The organism is Pararhizobium sp. LjRoot235 (assembly GCF_964254145.1).
In the GTDB taxonomy this organism is placed as follows: Bacteria; Pseudomonadota; Alphaproteobacteria; order Rhizobiales; family Rhizobiaceae; genus Pararhizobium.
This window is the reverse complement of the sequence record NZ_CAXUSP020000001.1, coordinates 2,283,847-2,296,577: the sequence shown is the minus strand read 5'-3', so window position 1 is coordinate 2,296,577 and position 12,731 is coordinate 2,283,847. Positions and strand designations below refer to the sequence as shown.

Here is a 12,731-nt window from a genome sequence, read left to right as displayed (position 1 = left end):
AGCACGGTGCAAGCTACCTCGCGACCTAAAACGTTATTATACGCTCATTCAACTTCAATTCGGTACGCGGTTCCTGCTCGCAGAACATCGACTGAGACATTCCCGTCCGAACCTTCCAGAATTTGGCGAACTTGATCTGGCGAGTTCAGGGCCTCGCCGTTGATAGCTGTCAGAAAATCACCCGCCCTCAATCTGACCGAGTGCGCCACGCTGGCGGTCCCGACGTCAAGAAGGACCGGGCCTGTCGGTGCGCAAGCCCGCGAGTTCATCCTTGACGGGAACCCGATGGTGACCGAATCGAGGAAAACCGTGCTCGCATTGTGTCGAGGGTCATCATTTCGATCAGAAAGCACCAAATTCAGCCTTTGCAGCTTTTCTCCGCGGCGGATATCGAGGCTGATGCGAGCGTTGGCCGGAAGCAGGCTTATAGCGTTCCTGAAGGCCGTCCGTCCCGAGTGCACGACCGTCCAGCGCCATGATGACATCGCCAAGCTGCACGCCTTGGAGTTCTGCTGCAGAGTTGCACGTCAACTCGTTGACGACCACTCCTTGCGCTTCGCCAGCGCCTCCCCCGTCATCAGTCTCGGCAGATGTGACGGAGAGGCCCAGCCAGCCGCGCCTGTATTCTCCGTGAGCTATCATCTGTCGGACGATTTGTTCCGCTATTTGCGACGGGATCGCGAAGCCTATGCCGGCACTCGCCTCGCTTGTGGCGGGAACTCCCCGCGTGATGCCGATCAAAGCGCCGGAGGGAGTGACCAGCGCGCCGCCAGAGCTTCCGGGATTTATGACCGCGTCGGTCTGGATATAATCCTCGTATTCATCCACACCGAGACCCGACCGCCCCAACCCGCTCACGATGCCAAACGTTGCCGTCTGCGCCATAGTTTGAAAAGCCTCGCCATTAAACTAATCTCAGCCTCGAGCCTTAGCCGCCAAGCTTCCCCGAGTGGCAAAGATTGCCAGGTGTTCGCCACGCCCGCCCAACGGCTCGCGTCCGACCTCCTGCCAACTGCCCTGTTGCCCAGTCTGAATGACCACTGTTTCAGAGGCGAGTAACGCGGCGTCAAAGCGCTTCGTAGCCTGTTCAATCTTGGCAGCCACATTGACCGTGTCGCCAAGTACTGTGAACTCAAGTCGTCGGTCATCCCCGACAAGCCCGCAATACACCACACCCGTGTGAATGCCGATCCCCACCCGCACAGGCGGATTAAACCCGCGCTTGATGTTCCATTGATCGACAAGCGCAAGAATCTCGTGGGCACACGCTAAAGCGCGGGTGCAATCGTCACCACGGGGTTCTGGAATGCCGAATACCAGCAGCGCACCGTCGCCTACGAATTTATCCACCAAACCGTCATGCGCTTCCACAGCACGCGTTACGCGTCTGCGGAAGGAGGATATGAAGACAGACAGCCTCGCTGGATCCATTTTCTCGGCAAAAGCCGTGAAACCCCGTATATCGACAAACAGGATGGTGGCTTGCTGGAGGCGGCCTTGCCGCCAAGCGGCAACACCATTCTCCCCCAACAAAGGCGCGATTTCGGCTGGCAGGAAACGAGCAAGGTTTGCGCGACGGGCTGTCTCGCCTACCGCGCGCATGAGAAGGCGCCGAGAACGCGCCATTGCAAGTGCCGTTACGAGGCCGATCAGCGTCAGCATAACAGCCCGCATGAGATGAGGCGGCAGTGAGAAGAGGCGACCGATGCGTGCCTCCAGGTCAGAAGGAGAAACAGTGGTCCCAAAATCGGTCAGGAACAGGTCAAAGCCGAGCGCAAAAGCGACCCCAAAAACAGCGACCATCATTACCGCGGTGGCCCATATTTGAACGAAGGGCCGATGCCGAAGGGCGCCGACCGCAAGAATAAGTGGCGCCGCCCAGATGGCTGGCATTGCGGCGATCCAGTTGCCGCCGAGCTGAGTGCCTTCCAGACCAAAATAAAGGCTACCAGCGAGAATTGTTGCATCGCCGGCAGCAAGGACGAATGCCATCCACGGCTTGAACCAACGGCGGACAACCAGGAGGAATGATATGATACCCAGGCTAAAAAGGGCGCCAACGGTGATCATGGCAGTAAGACGAACTTGGTTCGGGTGATATTCCCCTGTGACCCCGGCCGTCCCAGACCAGACGAGGAAGCCACTCGCAAACAGGACAAGACCGAGGACGATCCGAACCCATCCAATCGCATATTCGGCTTCTATCTCCGCTTCCTGGACCAGTTTATCGACAGAGGCGCTCATCAGGACCGAGCGGTCTGCATCGGATCGGCGGGCATTCAATCGGACAATCCACCTCAACAGATACAACAGATCGCCCCCCGCACGCGGTCATGAGCCGCGAACCCGACCGATGCCGGCGGGGCCTTACCTGGCCGGCATCGCGAAGGGTCCTTTTCGAGCCCGGCCGCTTCTGCGTGCCGGCCCGCCGCGCCCAATATGGCCGCGATAATCGGAAATTTTGACACTTTCATCATTTTCGCGCTCCACGCAGCAGTTGCGAGATTTCAACCGCCTTTGCATCGCTGTGCATTGACGCGTATCAATTTCGGCCTCTTCCGCAAGACTGACGGCACTCGAGCAAGCCGAAACGCGCGTCGAGCCCGGCTACTTGCAGAAACAATGCCGAGGAAGCCGGCGCGAGTGTGCCTGGACGGCTGAACGCACCGCGAGAAGAGGGGTAACTTGGGCAGGATCGGGGTAGCCGCAAAGGCATGCCGAGAGGTCCATTTGAAGTTCTGCGTTGATACGGATCAAGGACGGCGCAAATCCGAAGACTATCTTGGTGATCGCTTCAATCAACAGAACCGGTTTTCGGAGGTGTGCTCATGCCCGCAATTACATACTCCCCCATCTCAGCCTTTGTCTGGCCCCGGATCGACAGCCCTGTCCTGCCATTTTCCCCAGGAGATCTTCAGACCGATGCACTGAAGACAATGCTTCGCTATCAGATCGAGGCGCAGCGGTTCTGGAAGAGCCGCTGCGAACAGGATTTCCGACTCTTGGAGAATTTATGGTCACCTGACCATGTGAGCGACACCTTCGATCTGTGGTGCAGCTTCTGGCAACGGGCTTTGCTCGATTATTCGACGGAAGCGGGCCGCCTTGCGGATATTGGCTCCAGCCTCGCAAGCATAACGGCCAAACGCGTTCATGATGAAGGAAAGCTGTTCGCGCAGGACCTGGCCGCGCGAACGGTCATGTAGAGGGCATAGCGTTGGGTTCCCGCTAAGCAACGCGACGAGTTTGAGGAGAGATGGCAATGCGAGTAACGATCGTCTTAGTGATTGCCGGCACTCTTGTAACGGTTCCGACGGTACAGGCACAGGACATCCAGCAGGGGCGCCAGCTCGCGCTTGATGTCTGCGCGGCCTGTCACGCAGTCCTCGCCGGGCAAGCTCAGTCGCCGAGGGCGGAAGCGCCGAGTTTCGAGGTGATTGCCGCGACACCGGGCATGACCGCAGCGGCGCTTAATGCTTGGCTCACGGCCCAGGACCATCCGACCATGCCGAACATAGTACTCTCGCAGGCCAATGTTCAGGACGTATCGGCCTATATTCTAAGCCTAGGGGAATAGAGACTTGCCCACTTGACGGAACGATGACTGCGAAAGCGGAACGACGGTTCCGTGTCGGCGACACCAGCGCTCTCCACATGTCTTTTCACTTCTTGCGTTGTAAACGAGCAGTTTGGCGACCCTGTCGCCGCAGCTCTTCGCCGATCAGGCAATCGCTTATCGGCGCAGCGGCGAATGAAGCAGGGTGTCAGCCCGCTCGGCCGCTGCAACAATCCGCCTTATGCGATGGCTTTATCCGCCGAATGGGTCGCGTGGCTTACGTCCGCAATTTCCCATCGTCGCATTGCTTCATCGCCCTTTGCGTGGGGCCGACGGTTCTTAAGGGCTACCCCCGCTTCCTCAGGACAGCTTTCGCCGCAGGACTGGCAGGTGATACCCCTTGTGGCTAGGCAAGCATCAGTGATGACGGCCACATGGTGAAAGCGCACGGGCCATCCAACCGGAACACGGGCTCAGGGCAGACGGTTTTGCGCTCTCCACAGAACGTGCATTCGCTCAGTGCAAAATCGACTGAAGGCAAGCCGTCGATCAGACGAATTATGCCGGTGGGACATTGCTCGGCGCATAGTCCGCAACCTGTACACGCTTCGAGGCCTTCGGCGGATGCGCCGGGTGGGGAGATGCCGAAAGCTTTGGCGACCGAGCGACCGGCGAGAACCTGACGGCGGGAGAGAAGTTCCGAACGCATGGCAACCCTCAATGTGCAGGCGGTCCGGGTAGGCCGAATACGATCTGAAAGATCCAGACAATAAAACCGTAGCCGCCAACGACGCCTACAGCGAGCAACGGCCAGATGCCGAACGCCAACACGGCGAAAACGAGCGCTTCCGTTCGTCGTCGCAAACGCGGATCTGTGTCGCCTATGCGCTGTTCAAGGGACTCCGACATTCTTCTCCCCACAATCCACGGTCACATGGGTATCAGAAATAAAAAGCAAAGACGTCGATGCGGCCATAAAGCTGGCTGGCAAGTCACCTGTTAACGACAGCGCTCGAGGAGCTACTCAACGGAGGGAGCCGCGAAAGAGATTGCCAAGCGTTTTACGGTTCGCCTCCGGGATTCGTATCGATCAGGACACGTTCGGCGGCCCCGTCAAGATCATCGTACTGCCCCGTGCGCAGGGCCCATAGAAAGGCGCCCAGACCGAGAGCTCCCAGAAACAGGGCTATGGGAAGTAGGTAGACCAACGTTGCCATTACAGTACGCCCTCCCTGGCTCCTGAAGAAGACCTGACAAAAGCCGGCCATAAAACCGAAAGACCTCTCTTTTTGGCGCGAAGCCGCAGCGCGTTGCCAATGACGATAAGCGATGAGCCGGACATGGCGATGGCCGCAATCAGCGGCGTGACAAAGCCGAGAATGGCGATCGGAACTGCGATCAGATTGTAGATGACGGCCAGCGCGAAATTCTGCCTTATCAACCGGTCAGCGTTGCGAGCGATCTGCACCGACAACGGCACCGCCATCAGGCTATCACGTAGAAAGACGAAATCGGCCGCGTTGCGACCGATGTCGGCCCCTGTCGCGGGCGCCATGGAGACATGTGCCGAAGAAAGTGCCGGCGCATCGTTCAAGCCGTCTCCAACCATCAGGACCCTCTTCCCGGTGGTACGGAGCTGCGCGAGACGATCGACTTTCCCGCTGGGCAGGACCGACGCATTGAACATGCCGATGGATAACAGCCCAGCGACCTGCGCGACCGCCGGCGCCTTGTCGCCGGAGAGAATCTCCAGCGACAGGCCAGTCCCGGCCAGTTCACGAACGGCAACCTTTGCATCGTCGCGAAGGCTATCGACAAAATCGAACGAGGCGCGCAAGGCACCATCGATGCTAAATGCGGTTCCAGCCTGTAAATCCGGGATGTCCCCCCCTTCCGAGGCCCAGGACATCCGCCCGAGCCTGCAGCACCTGCCATCAAGCGTCGCCTCGATACCAAGACCCGGATGCTCGACGACATTCTCATACGGCACCCGCTGGCGTGACCGCACGGAGAAAGCCGTATCGATTGCGACGGAAGCTGGATGACGGGAAAAGGCGGCGAGGCTTGCGGCCATCGCTAGGTCGTGTTCATCCAAAAATTTTACATCCCGCAGCCCCGGTGGCCCCATGGTGAGCGTCCCGGTTTTGTCGAAGACGACTGTATCGATCTCGGCCAGCCGCTCCATGGCTGAACCGTCCTTCACCATGATGCCGTTTTCGAACAGTCGGCGGGCGGCGACCACCTGAACGATCGGCACTGCAAGGCCGAGTGCACAGGGGCATGTTATGATCAGCACGGCAGTCGCGACCGTGATCGACAGGTGCCAGTCTCCGGTGGCGGCCATCCAGCCGAGAAAGCTTAGGAGTGCAGTAACATGCACGACAGGGGAATAGAGCGCCGAGACCCGGTCGGCGATGCGCCGGTAAGCACCTTTGCCCTGCTCGGCAGCCTCCATCAACCGCACCATCTCGGCGAGAAATGAATCCTTGGCTGCGGCGGTGACCTCGATGGTCAGCGGACCTGTGAGGTTTTGTACGCCTGCCAAAACGGAGCTGCCGGGCTCGATGCCCTGCGAGCCGCTCTCTCCCGTCACCAGCGAGCAATCGACGTCTGAACGTCCCTCAACGACGATCGCGTTTACGGGGATGCGCTCGCCGGCCGCAATGAACAGCCGCATGCCGGGCTCGATCTCCGTCAGGGCTAGGTAATTGCGCCGGCCATCCGGCGCAATTACGATGGCCCCGCGTGGAGACAGGCGAACAAGCCCGCTGACCGCGGCTCGCGCACGATCGCGCATGAGATGATCGAGCGTCCGGCCTATCAGGAGAAAAAACAGCAGCGAAACCGAGGCGTCAAAATAGGCATGATGACCGTGGGTGATCGTCTCGTAGAGGCTCATCGAATAGGCGAGCGCTACACCGAGCGAAATCGGCACATCCATGTTCACGCGCCCGTGCCGCAGCGCATTCCACGCAGAACGGAAATAGATCCTTCCGGCAAAGGCCATGACGGGAACCGCGATGAGGGCTGACAGCCAATGAAACAGATCGCGCGTCGGGCCATCGGCTCCGGCCCAGATAGAGACCGACAGAAGCATGATATTGCCCGTCGCAAAGCCGGCGACAGCGACGGCCGTGATCAATTCGGAGAGAGTTCCGTCCTTCTCGGCCGCAGGCTCATCGGCAAGGTGGGCCGGATAGCCGAGGCGAGCAAGCGTCGGGACGACGTCAGGAACAACACTGCCACGCCAGTTCACCGAGACCCTCTTCGTCGAAAGATTGACGCGAGCGCTTTCTATATTCGTAAGCCGGGACAGACCGGTTTCGATGGCCTGGATGCAGGCGGCGCAATGGACGGAGGGCACAGCCAAATCAATCTGGCTCAGACCGTTGCCAAGCTGACGGCGAGCCAGCAATATCTCGTCATCGGAAGGACCCGCGCCTTTTGCCCGTTCCATGTCAAGCATCATGTCGATGGCAGGCGCGCAGCAGCTCATTGGATCACTCCGCCGCTGATGGTAACGCGCCTGACCTCAGCATAGGGCCGAGCCAGACCGATGTCGCTTTCGATGGTCACGATCCAGACGCCGTCGCGCAGGCCATGGCGTCCTGAAAAAGTCTTGCCGTCCCGCGATGCAAGGTCAATCGACCAGTCGGCCGCTTCATAAACGGGATGGCTGAAAGAAGCGCGGGCGGATGCGATCTTCATCACCTTGCCTTGCGCATCCACCAGCGCGTAGGTGATCTCGTCTTGACTGGCCGTCAGCGTACCCTTGTAACCAAACGCCAGTTGCTCACGGCTTTCCTTGAGCCTGCGGTTGAAGTCCTGGCCGGCGACGTAGGAGTTTTTGACCACGAGGCCGGACCAGGAAGACCGCGCGAGGCTTGCCATGGCGACGTTGACGGCGATGATAATGGCGAAGAAGGCAATCATGATACACAGCATGTGCATTCCGGTGAACTTCCGCGGTACATCGTTCCTGATTTTCATTGCGCTGTCTCCGGTGCATTGAAGGTTGCCGTGTAGTCCGCACGTTCGCCGCCAGCATTGTCTTCGATGACGAACTTGAATTCCTGAAAGGGCGCGGCCGCCTGCCCTGCGGCTTGCCGGACGAATACCTTGATCGTCTTCAACCGGTCGGGCTCAAGTTCAATATCGAATGCCCCTCCTTCCGGCTTGCCACTCCCCAGCACCGACATCGACGCTGCGGGGAGAGCTCCCTTTAAGGAGAGCCGTACGCTGCGCTGCCGGGGCACCATGTTGAGGAGTTTCAGCGTGTAACCGTTTCGGATGGAGCCGTCGGACAGCACGACGAACTGAGGATTTCGGTCGTGCAGAACGTTCAGTTCCAGCCGGTTACGGGTGAGCAGTGCATAGACCATGAACAGACCTATAGCGCTCCAGACGCCCAAGTAGATGAGGGTTCGCAGCCGGAAGAGCTTGCGCAGGCTGATGTGTGCCACCTTGTTGGAAAGCCGGCCGTCCGGATCGCGCACAAGAGCCGGATTGACCAGGCGGGTGCCTCCAGCGGTGGCAAGCGCCATATTGGCGTTATAGTCGTTCAGGGTCGTGTAGGAGATCAGCCCGCGTTCCTTGCCCAGTTTGTCCATCACACCGTCGCAAGCGTCGATGCACAGGGCGCAGGTGATGCATTCGAGCTGCTGCCCATCACGAATATCGATGCCCATCGGGCACACGGCAACGCAGGCGTCGCAATCAACGCAGTCGCCGACGCTTTTGCCGGCCAACGCCATCCTTTTGGCGTGGCGCGATCGCGGTTCGCCCCGCCAGTCATTATAAGTGACTGTTAGCGACGTTTCATCGAGCATGGCTGCCTGAATGCGCGGCCAGGGGCACATGTAGGTGCAGACCTGCTCCCGCATCAGCCCCCCGAGCGTATAGGTCGTCGCGGTCAGGATGGCGACGGTCATGTAGGCGGAGGCAACCGCCGCGCCGGTGACGAAATCGGCGACGAGTTTCGGCGCATCGGCGAAATAGAAGATCCACGCGCCGCCGGTCGCGACTGCGATGCAGAGCCAGATGGTATGCTTGATCACACGGGTCACTATCTTACGGCACGACCAGGGTGCGGCATCAAGTTTGATCCGCGCGTTGCGATCCCCCTCGATCGCACGCTCCACAACGAGGAACAGATCAACCCAGACGGTTTGCGGACAGGTGTAACCACACCAGGCGCGTCCAACCGTCGAGGTGACAAGAAACAGCCCGATCCCGGCCATGACCAAAAGACCTGCCACGAAGAAAAACTCCTGCGGCCAGATCTCGATGAAGAAGAAGTAGAAGCGGCGGTTCACCAGATCGATCAGCACAGCCTGATCCGGCGCGAACGGACCGCGGTCCCACCGCAGCCACGGCGTCAAATAGTAGATGCCGAGCGTGATCGCCATGACGATCCATTTGAATCGGCGAAAGTCACCCGAGGCCCGCTTTGGAAATATCTTGCGGCGCGGCGCATAGAGGGGCTGGCGGGTCCTGGCTGAATTGACGGCGTCCGCTTCCAGCCGAATGATTTCGCTTTGATCCTGCATCTGGGTACCAGTTTTCAAAAAAGTTTGCGTCATCGACACGCACCCATGCATCAATTGACGTGCCCACCATGCGGAAACGATGTCCGACGCAGCCTTGATCGAAATCAAAGCGCGTCGGACATGTTCGTCACTCGCTGCCCCCGAGCGAGTGGACGAATACGGCGAGCTCCCTGACGACCGTTTCACCGAGGCGATCGCCCCAGGCCGGCATGACGCCCATCTTCGGAGACTTCACTTGCGCAGCGATCGCGGTCTCGCCGGAGCCATTCAGCCAGATGGCATCGGTCAGATCGGGTGCTCCGAGCTCGCGATTGCCCTTGGCATTTGCGCCATGGCAAGCGGCGCAGTTCTCCGAGAAGATGACCGCACCGGGTTCAATATTGCTTTGCTCGGCAGCCGGGCCGGAGAGGCTGGCGACGTAGGTGCTGACTTGTTGGATTTGTTTCCGGTCAAGGACATCCCGGAAGGCGGGCATCACGGAATCGCGCGTTTGGCCGTCACCGGCAAAGCGGATGCCATGGTTGATCGTCTGCTGGATCGCATTCGCCTTGCCACCCCATAGCCAGTCATCGTCGTTCAGGTTCGGATATCCAGACGAGCCTTGGGCACCCGATCCATGGCATTGGACGCAGTTCACCTTGAACGCCGCGCCTCCGGCCGAGACTGCGATCGAGCGCAGTGTCTCATCGGCGAGGATGTCGTTGATCGTCTTGCCCTTGATCATCTCCACATAGCTGCCCTTGACGGCGTCCGCAGCGGCAATGTCCTGGACAACCTCGGCGCGGCTCGAATAACCGAACAGACCTTTGGTCGAGGAGGTAAGAAGTGGCCATGCCGGATAGGCGATGGTATAGGCGAGTCCCCAGAAAATTGTCGCATAGAACGTCCACACCCACCACCGGGGCATTGGATTGTTCAGCTCGCGTATTCCATCCCACTCATGTCCGGTGGTCGAAACGCCGGAAATCTTGTCGATATGTTTGTCGCTCATGTCAGTCATCCTTCAGGGGGATGCGGGCAGCTTCGTCGCTCAGCACCTTGCTGCCGGGACGGAAGGCGAAGATCGAGGCGCCGATGAAAAACAGCAGCATTGCGAGAAGCCCCCAGCTATCCGCAAATGTCCGCATGATGTGATAGTCCATTGCGGCCCCCTTAGCGGTCACCACCGGTTTCAACGTAGGTTTTGAAATCGACGAGCGTGCCCAGCATCTGGAGGTAGGCGATCAGGGCGTCCATCTCGGTAAGCTGCTGCGGGTCGCCGTCGAAATCGCCGACCTTGGCTTTCGGGTACCGGGCTTCGAGCCCGGACGTATCGGCGTTCGGATCGGCCTGTGCCCTGACGTCCGCGCCGGCATTGTCGATCATCTCCTGCGTGTAGGGCACGGCGACGGCCGCATTGGCCTTGAGATGCGAGGCCATATCCCTGACATCGAGTGGCGTCGTCTTCAGAAACGCGTAGCTTGGCATGATCGATTCCGGCACGACGGCGCGCGGTTCGATCAGATGCTGGGCATGCCACTCGTTGGAGTACCGGTCGCCGACGCGGGCGAGGTCCGGCCCGGTTCGCTTGGAACCCCACTGGAACGGATGATCGTACATGGATTCCGCCGCCAAGCTGTAATGGCCGTAGCGTTCCACTTCGTCGCGGAAGGGCCGGATCATCTGGCTATGGCAGACATAGCAGCCCTCGCGGACGTAGATGTTCCGGCCGGCAAGCTCCAGCGGCGAATAGGGCCGCATGCCTTCGGCTTTCTCGATCGTGTTCTGGAGGTAGAACAGCGGAGCAATCTCGACGATACCGCCGATCGTCACGACCAGAAGCGAGCCGACGAGAAGCAGGGTTGCGTTGCGTTCGATAATCGCGTGTTTGTCCAACAATGACATGGAAGTCCCCTATTCTGCAGGCTGCATGGCGGGAAGCGCGCCGCCGATGGGCTCTTCGTCGCGTTGATAACCCAGTATCGTCATGGCGACGTTCCATGCCATGATCAGCGCTCCCGTCAGGTAAAGCCCGCCGCCGAGCGCTCGGATCAGATAGTAGGGATGCAGCGCTGCAACGCTTTCGACGAAGGAGTAGACGAGGAAACCCTGCTCATCATGCTCGCGCCACATCAATCCCTGCTGGATGCCAGCTACCCACATCACCGCCGCATAAATGACGATGCCGAGCGTTGCACACCAGAAATGCCAGCTCACCATCCGCATCGAGTAAAGCCTTTCGCGGTTCCACAGCTTCGGCACCATGTAGTAAAGTGCCGCAAAGGCGATCAGGCCGTTCCAGCCTAGCGCGCCGGAATGGACGTGGCCGATGGTCCAGTCTGTGTAGTGAGACAGGGAGTTGACCGTCTTGATCGACATCATCGGCCCTTCGAAGGTCGACATGCCGTAGAAGGCTATTGCCGCGACCATCATGCGGATGATCGGGTCGGTACGCAGCTTGTCCCAGGCGCCCGATAGCGTCATCAGGCCGTTGATCATTCCGCCCCAGGACGGCATCCACAGCATGATCGAGAACACCATGCCGAGCGTCTGCGCCCAGTCCGGCAGCGCGGTAAAGTGCAAATGGTGCGGCCCCGCCCAGATATAGAGGAAGATCAACGCCCAGAAATGGATGATGGACAGGCGATAGGAATAGACCGGGCGGTTGGCCTGCTTGGGCACGAAATAATACATCATGCCGAGGAAGCCAGCCGTCAGGAAGAAGCCGACTGCGTTGTGACCATACCACCACTGCGTCAACGCATCCTGTACGCCTGAGAAGGCCGAGTAGCTCTTGGTGCCGAGTAGCGACGCCGGCATCGACAGGTTGTTGACGACGTGCAGCATCGCGACGGTGACGATGAAGGAAAGGTAGAACCAGTTCGCCACATAGATGTGTGGCTCCTCACGCTTCAGAATGGTGCCGAGAAAAACCACCAGATAGGCAACCCAGACAATGGTCAGCCAGAGGTCAACATACCATTCCGGCTCCGCATATTCACGGCCCTCCGTTATCCCGAGCAGATAACCGGTCGCTGCCATGACGATGAACAGTTGGTAGCCCCAGAAAACGAACCAGACGAGATCCCCGCCAAACAGCCGCGCCCTTGTGGTCCGTTGTAGGACATAAAAAGAGGTTGCCAGCAGCGCGTTGCCGCAGAAGGCGAAAATCACACCTGAAGTGTGCAGCGGCCGCATCCGGCCGAAATTGAACCATGGCTCGATGTTGAGCTCCGGATAGGCGAGTTGCAACGCAACAATGACGCCGACCAGCAGACCAACGACGGCCCATAACATGGTGGCGATGACGCCATAGCGAATCGGCTCATCCATGTAGACGGACGGGTTGACGACCGGTGCCGGTTCGAAGGTCGTGCGGCGCAAAAGCACGGCCACCGATATCAGCAATACGAAAAACAGAACCCACATGTGACTGACAAAGGCCGCGTCATATGCAAATCCGGCAGCGAGCAGCACCAGGAATGTGGCGACGCCCAGCCCGATGATGGCGGAACCGTGCTTCATTGAATTTTCCCCAAAGGCATGTCTGGGGTCACATGTCTCGCATCGGAGAGGAAAATGCTTTGATCTATGTCAAGGCCGGTACCGCGGATGTCGGCCAATGCTTCTCAGGCACCAAAGCGGGA

15 protein-coding genes are annotated in these 12,731 nt (G+C 59.3%); 2 read left to right on the top strand and 13 right to left on the bottom strand.

Annotated features, from left to right (window positions below):
- Positions 1-44 precede the first annotated feature (44 nt).
- The 3 genes from ACSQ2Z_RS10930 to ACSQ2Z_RS10920 all read right to left on the bottom strand — a co-directional run bounded on the left by ACSQ2Z_RS10930 (position 45) and on the right by ACSQ2Z_RS10920 (position 2,283).
- Complete coding sequence (locus ACSQ2Z_RS10930; protein ID WP_436083052.1) at positions 45-269, bottom strand: PDZ domain-containing protein; 225 nt, start codon at positions 267-269, stop codon at positions 45-47.
- A gap of 73 nt (positions 270-342) precedes the next feature.
- Positions 343-885, bottom strand: a complete 543-nt coding sequence (locus tag ACSQ2Z_RS10925) for a S1C family serine protease (protein ID WP_436081227.1) — start codon at positions 883-885, stop codon at positions 343-345.
- Positions 886-915: 30 nt separating this feature from the next.
- A complete protein-coding gene (locus tag ACSQ2Z_RS10920; RefSeq protein ID WP_436081226.1) occupies positions 916-2,283 on the bottom strand; it encodes an adenylate/guanylate cyclase domain-containing protein in 1,368 nt (455 codons plus the stop codon).
- 545 nt (positions 2,284-2,828) lie between these two features.
- On the opposite strand from ACSQ2Z_RS10920, the gene ACSQ2Z_RS10915 reads away from it, so the two are divergent.
- Together ACSQ2Z_RS10915 and ACSQ2Z_RS10910 are read left to right on the top strand one after the other, a co-directional pair.
- On the top strand, positions 2,829-3,206 hold the full coding sequence (locus tag ACSQ2Z_RS10915) for a hypothetical protein (protein WP_436081225.1): 378 nt from the start codon (positions 2,829-2,831) through the stop codon (positions 3,204-3,206).
- Positions 3,207-3,262: 56 nt separating this feature from the next.
- A complete protein-coding gene (locus ACSQ2Z_RS10910; protein WP_436081224.1) occupies positions 3,263-3,577 on the top strand; it encodes a c-type cytochrome in 315 nt (104 codons plus the stop codon).
- Positions 3,578-3,962: 385 nt separating this feature from the next.
- On the opposite strand, the gene ACSQ2Z_RS10905 is transcribed toward ACSQ2Z_RS10910, so the two are convergent.
- The 10 genes from ACSQ2Z_RS10905 to ccoN all read right to left on the bottom strand — a co-directional run bounded on the left by ACSQ2Z_RS10905 (position 3,963) and on the right by ccoN (position 12,609).
- The gene (locus tag ACSQ2Z_RS10905) at positions 3,963-4,265 is read right to left on the bottom strand and encodes a 4Fe-4S dicluster domain-containing protein (RefSeq protein WP_436081223.1); all 303 of its coding nucleotides are present in this window, start codon (positions 4,263-4,265) and stop codon (positions 3,963-3,965) included.
- An 8-nt stretch (positions 4,266-4,273) separates the two neighbouring features.
- Positions 4,274-4,465 carry a periplasmic nitrate reductase, NapE protein gene (locus ACSQ2Z_RS10900; protein WP_436081222.1) on the bottom strand — a complete coding sequence of 64 codons (192 nt, stop codon included), beginning with the start codon at positions 4,463-4,465 and terminating at the stop codon, positions 4,274-4,276.
- Between the two features lie 152 nt (positions 4,466-4,617).
- Positions 4,618-4,773, bottom strand: coding sequence for a cbb3-type cytochrome oxidase assembly protein CcoS (ccoS, locus tag ACSQ2Z_RS10895; protein WP_112845190.1), 156 nt, complete (start codon positions 4,771-4,773; stop codon positions 4,618-4,620).
- A complete protein-coding gene (locus tag ACSQ2Z_RS10890) occupies positions 4,773-7,052 on the bottom strand; it encodes a cation-translocating P-type ATPase (RefSeq protein ID WP_436081221.1) in 2,280 nt (759 codons plus the stop codon). Before ACSQ2Z_RS10890 ends, ccoS begins: the two co-directional genes overlap by 1 nt.
- A complete protein-coding gene (locus ACSQ2Z_RS10885; protein ID WP_436081220.1) occupies positions 7,049-7,546 on the bottom strand; it encodes a FixH family protein in 498 nt (165 codons plus the stop codon). The genes ACSQ2Z_RS10890 and ACSQ2Z_RS10885 overlap by 4 nt, the downstream gene beginning before the upstream one ends.
- On the bottom strand, positions 7,543-9,105 hold the full coding sequence (gene ccoG, locus ACSQ2Z_RS10880; protein ID WP_436083051.1) for a cytochrome c oxidase accessory protein CcoG: 1,563 nt from the start codon (positions 9,103-9,105) through the stop codon (positions 7,543-7,545). The genes ACSQ2Z_RS10885 and ccoG overlap by 4 nt, the downstream gene beginning before the upstream one ends.
- 127 nt (positions 9,106-9,232) lie before the next feature.
- Positions 9,233-10,096 (bottom strand): cytochrome-c oxidase, cbb3-type subunit III, encoded by an 864-nt coding sequence (ccoP, locus tag ACSQ2Z_RS10875; RefSeq protein WP_436081219.1) that lies wholly within the window; start codon positions 10,094-10,096, stop codon positions 9,233-9,235.
- Between the two features lies 1 nt (position 10,097).
- On the bottom strand, positions 10,098-10,247 hold the full coding sequence (locus ACSQ2Z_RS10870; RefSeq protein ID WP_018329243.1) for a CcoQ/FixQ family Cbb3-type cytochrome c oxidase assembly chaperone: 150 nt from the start codon (positions 10,245-10,247) through the stop codon (positions 10,098-10,100).
- A 10-nt stretch (positions 10,248-10,257) separates the two neighbouring features.
- Complete coding sequence (ccoO, locus tag ACSQ2Z_RS10865) at positions 10,258-10,989, bottom strand: cytochrome-c oxidase, cbb3-type subunit II (RefSeq protein ID WP_436081218.1); 732 nt, start codon at positions 10,987-10,989, stop codon at positions 10,258-10,260.
- 9 nt (positions 10,990-10,998) lie between these two features.
- Positions 10,999-12,609: a cytochrome-c oxidase, cbb3-type subunit I gene (ccoN, locus tag ACSQ2Z_RS10860; protein ID WP_436081217.1), complete on the bottom strand. Its 1,611-nt coding sequence runs from the start codon at positions 12,607-12,609 to the stop codon at positions 10,999-11,001.
- Positions 12,610-12,731 lie beyond the last annotated feature (122 nt).

Excerpts from the sequence above, each read along its gene's own strand:
- ACSQ2Z_RS10930 (WP_436083052.1), bottom strand. The coding sequence starts at position 269 with ATGAACTCGCGGGCTTGCGCACCGACAGGCCCGGTCCTTCTTGACGTC.
- ACSQ2Z_RS10925 (WP_436081227.1), bottom strand. The coding sequence starts at position 885 with ATGGCGCAGACGGCAACGTTTGGCATCGTGAGCGGGTTGGGGCGGTCG.
- ACSQ2Z_RS10915 (WP_436081225.1), top strand. The coding sequence starts at position 2,829 with ATGCCCGCAATTACATACTCCCCCATCTCAGCCTTTGTCTGGCCCCGG.
- ACSQ2Z_RS10910 (WP_436081224.1), top strand. The coding sequence starts at position 3,263 with ATGCGAGTAACGATCGTCTTAGTGATTGCCGGCACTCTTGTAACGGTT.
- ACSQ2Z_RS10905 (WP_436081223.1), bottom strand. The coding sequence starts at position 4,265 with ATGCGTTCGGAACTTCTCTCCCGCCGTCAGGTTCTCGCCGGTCGCTCG.
- ACSQ2Z_RS10900 (WP_436081222.1), bottom strand. The coding sequence starts at position 4,465 with ATGTCGGAGTCCCTTGAACAGCGCATAGGCGACACAGATCCGCGTTTG.
- ccoS (WP_112845190.1), bottom strand. The coding sequence starts at position 4,773 with ATGGCAACGTTGGTCTACCTACTTCCCATAGCCCTGTTTCTGGGAGCT.
- ACSQ2Z_RS10890 (WP_436081221.1), bottom strand. The coding sequence starts at position 7,052 with ATGAGCTGCTGCGCGCCTGCCATCGACATGATGCTTGACATGGAACGG.
- ACSQ2Z_RS10885 (WP_436081220.1), bottom strand. The coding sequence starts at position 7,546 with ATGAAAATCAGGAACGATGTACCGCGGAAGTTCACCGGAATGCACATG.
- ccoG (WP_436083051.1), bottom strand. The coding sequence starts at position 9,105 with ATGCAGGATCAAAGCGAAATCATTCGGCTGGAAGCGGACGCCGTCAAT.
- ccoP (WP_436081219.1), bottom strand. The coding sequence starts at position 10,096 with ATGAGCGACAAACATATCGACAAGATTTCCGGCGTTTCGACCACCGGA.
- ACSQ2Z_RS10870 (WP_018329243.1), bottom strand. The coding sequence starts at position 10,247 with ATGGACTATCACATCATGCGGACATTTGCGGATAGCTGGGGGCTTCTC.
- ccoO (WP_436081218.1), bottom strand. The coding sequence starts at position 10,989 with ATGTCATTGTTGGACAAACACGCGATTATCGAACGCAACGCAACCCTG.
- ccoN (WP_436081217.1), bottom strand. The coding sequence starts at position 12,609 with ATGAAGCACGGTTCCGCCATCATCGGGCTGGGCGTCGCCACATTCCTG.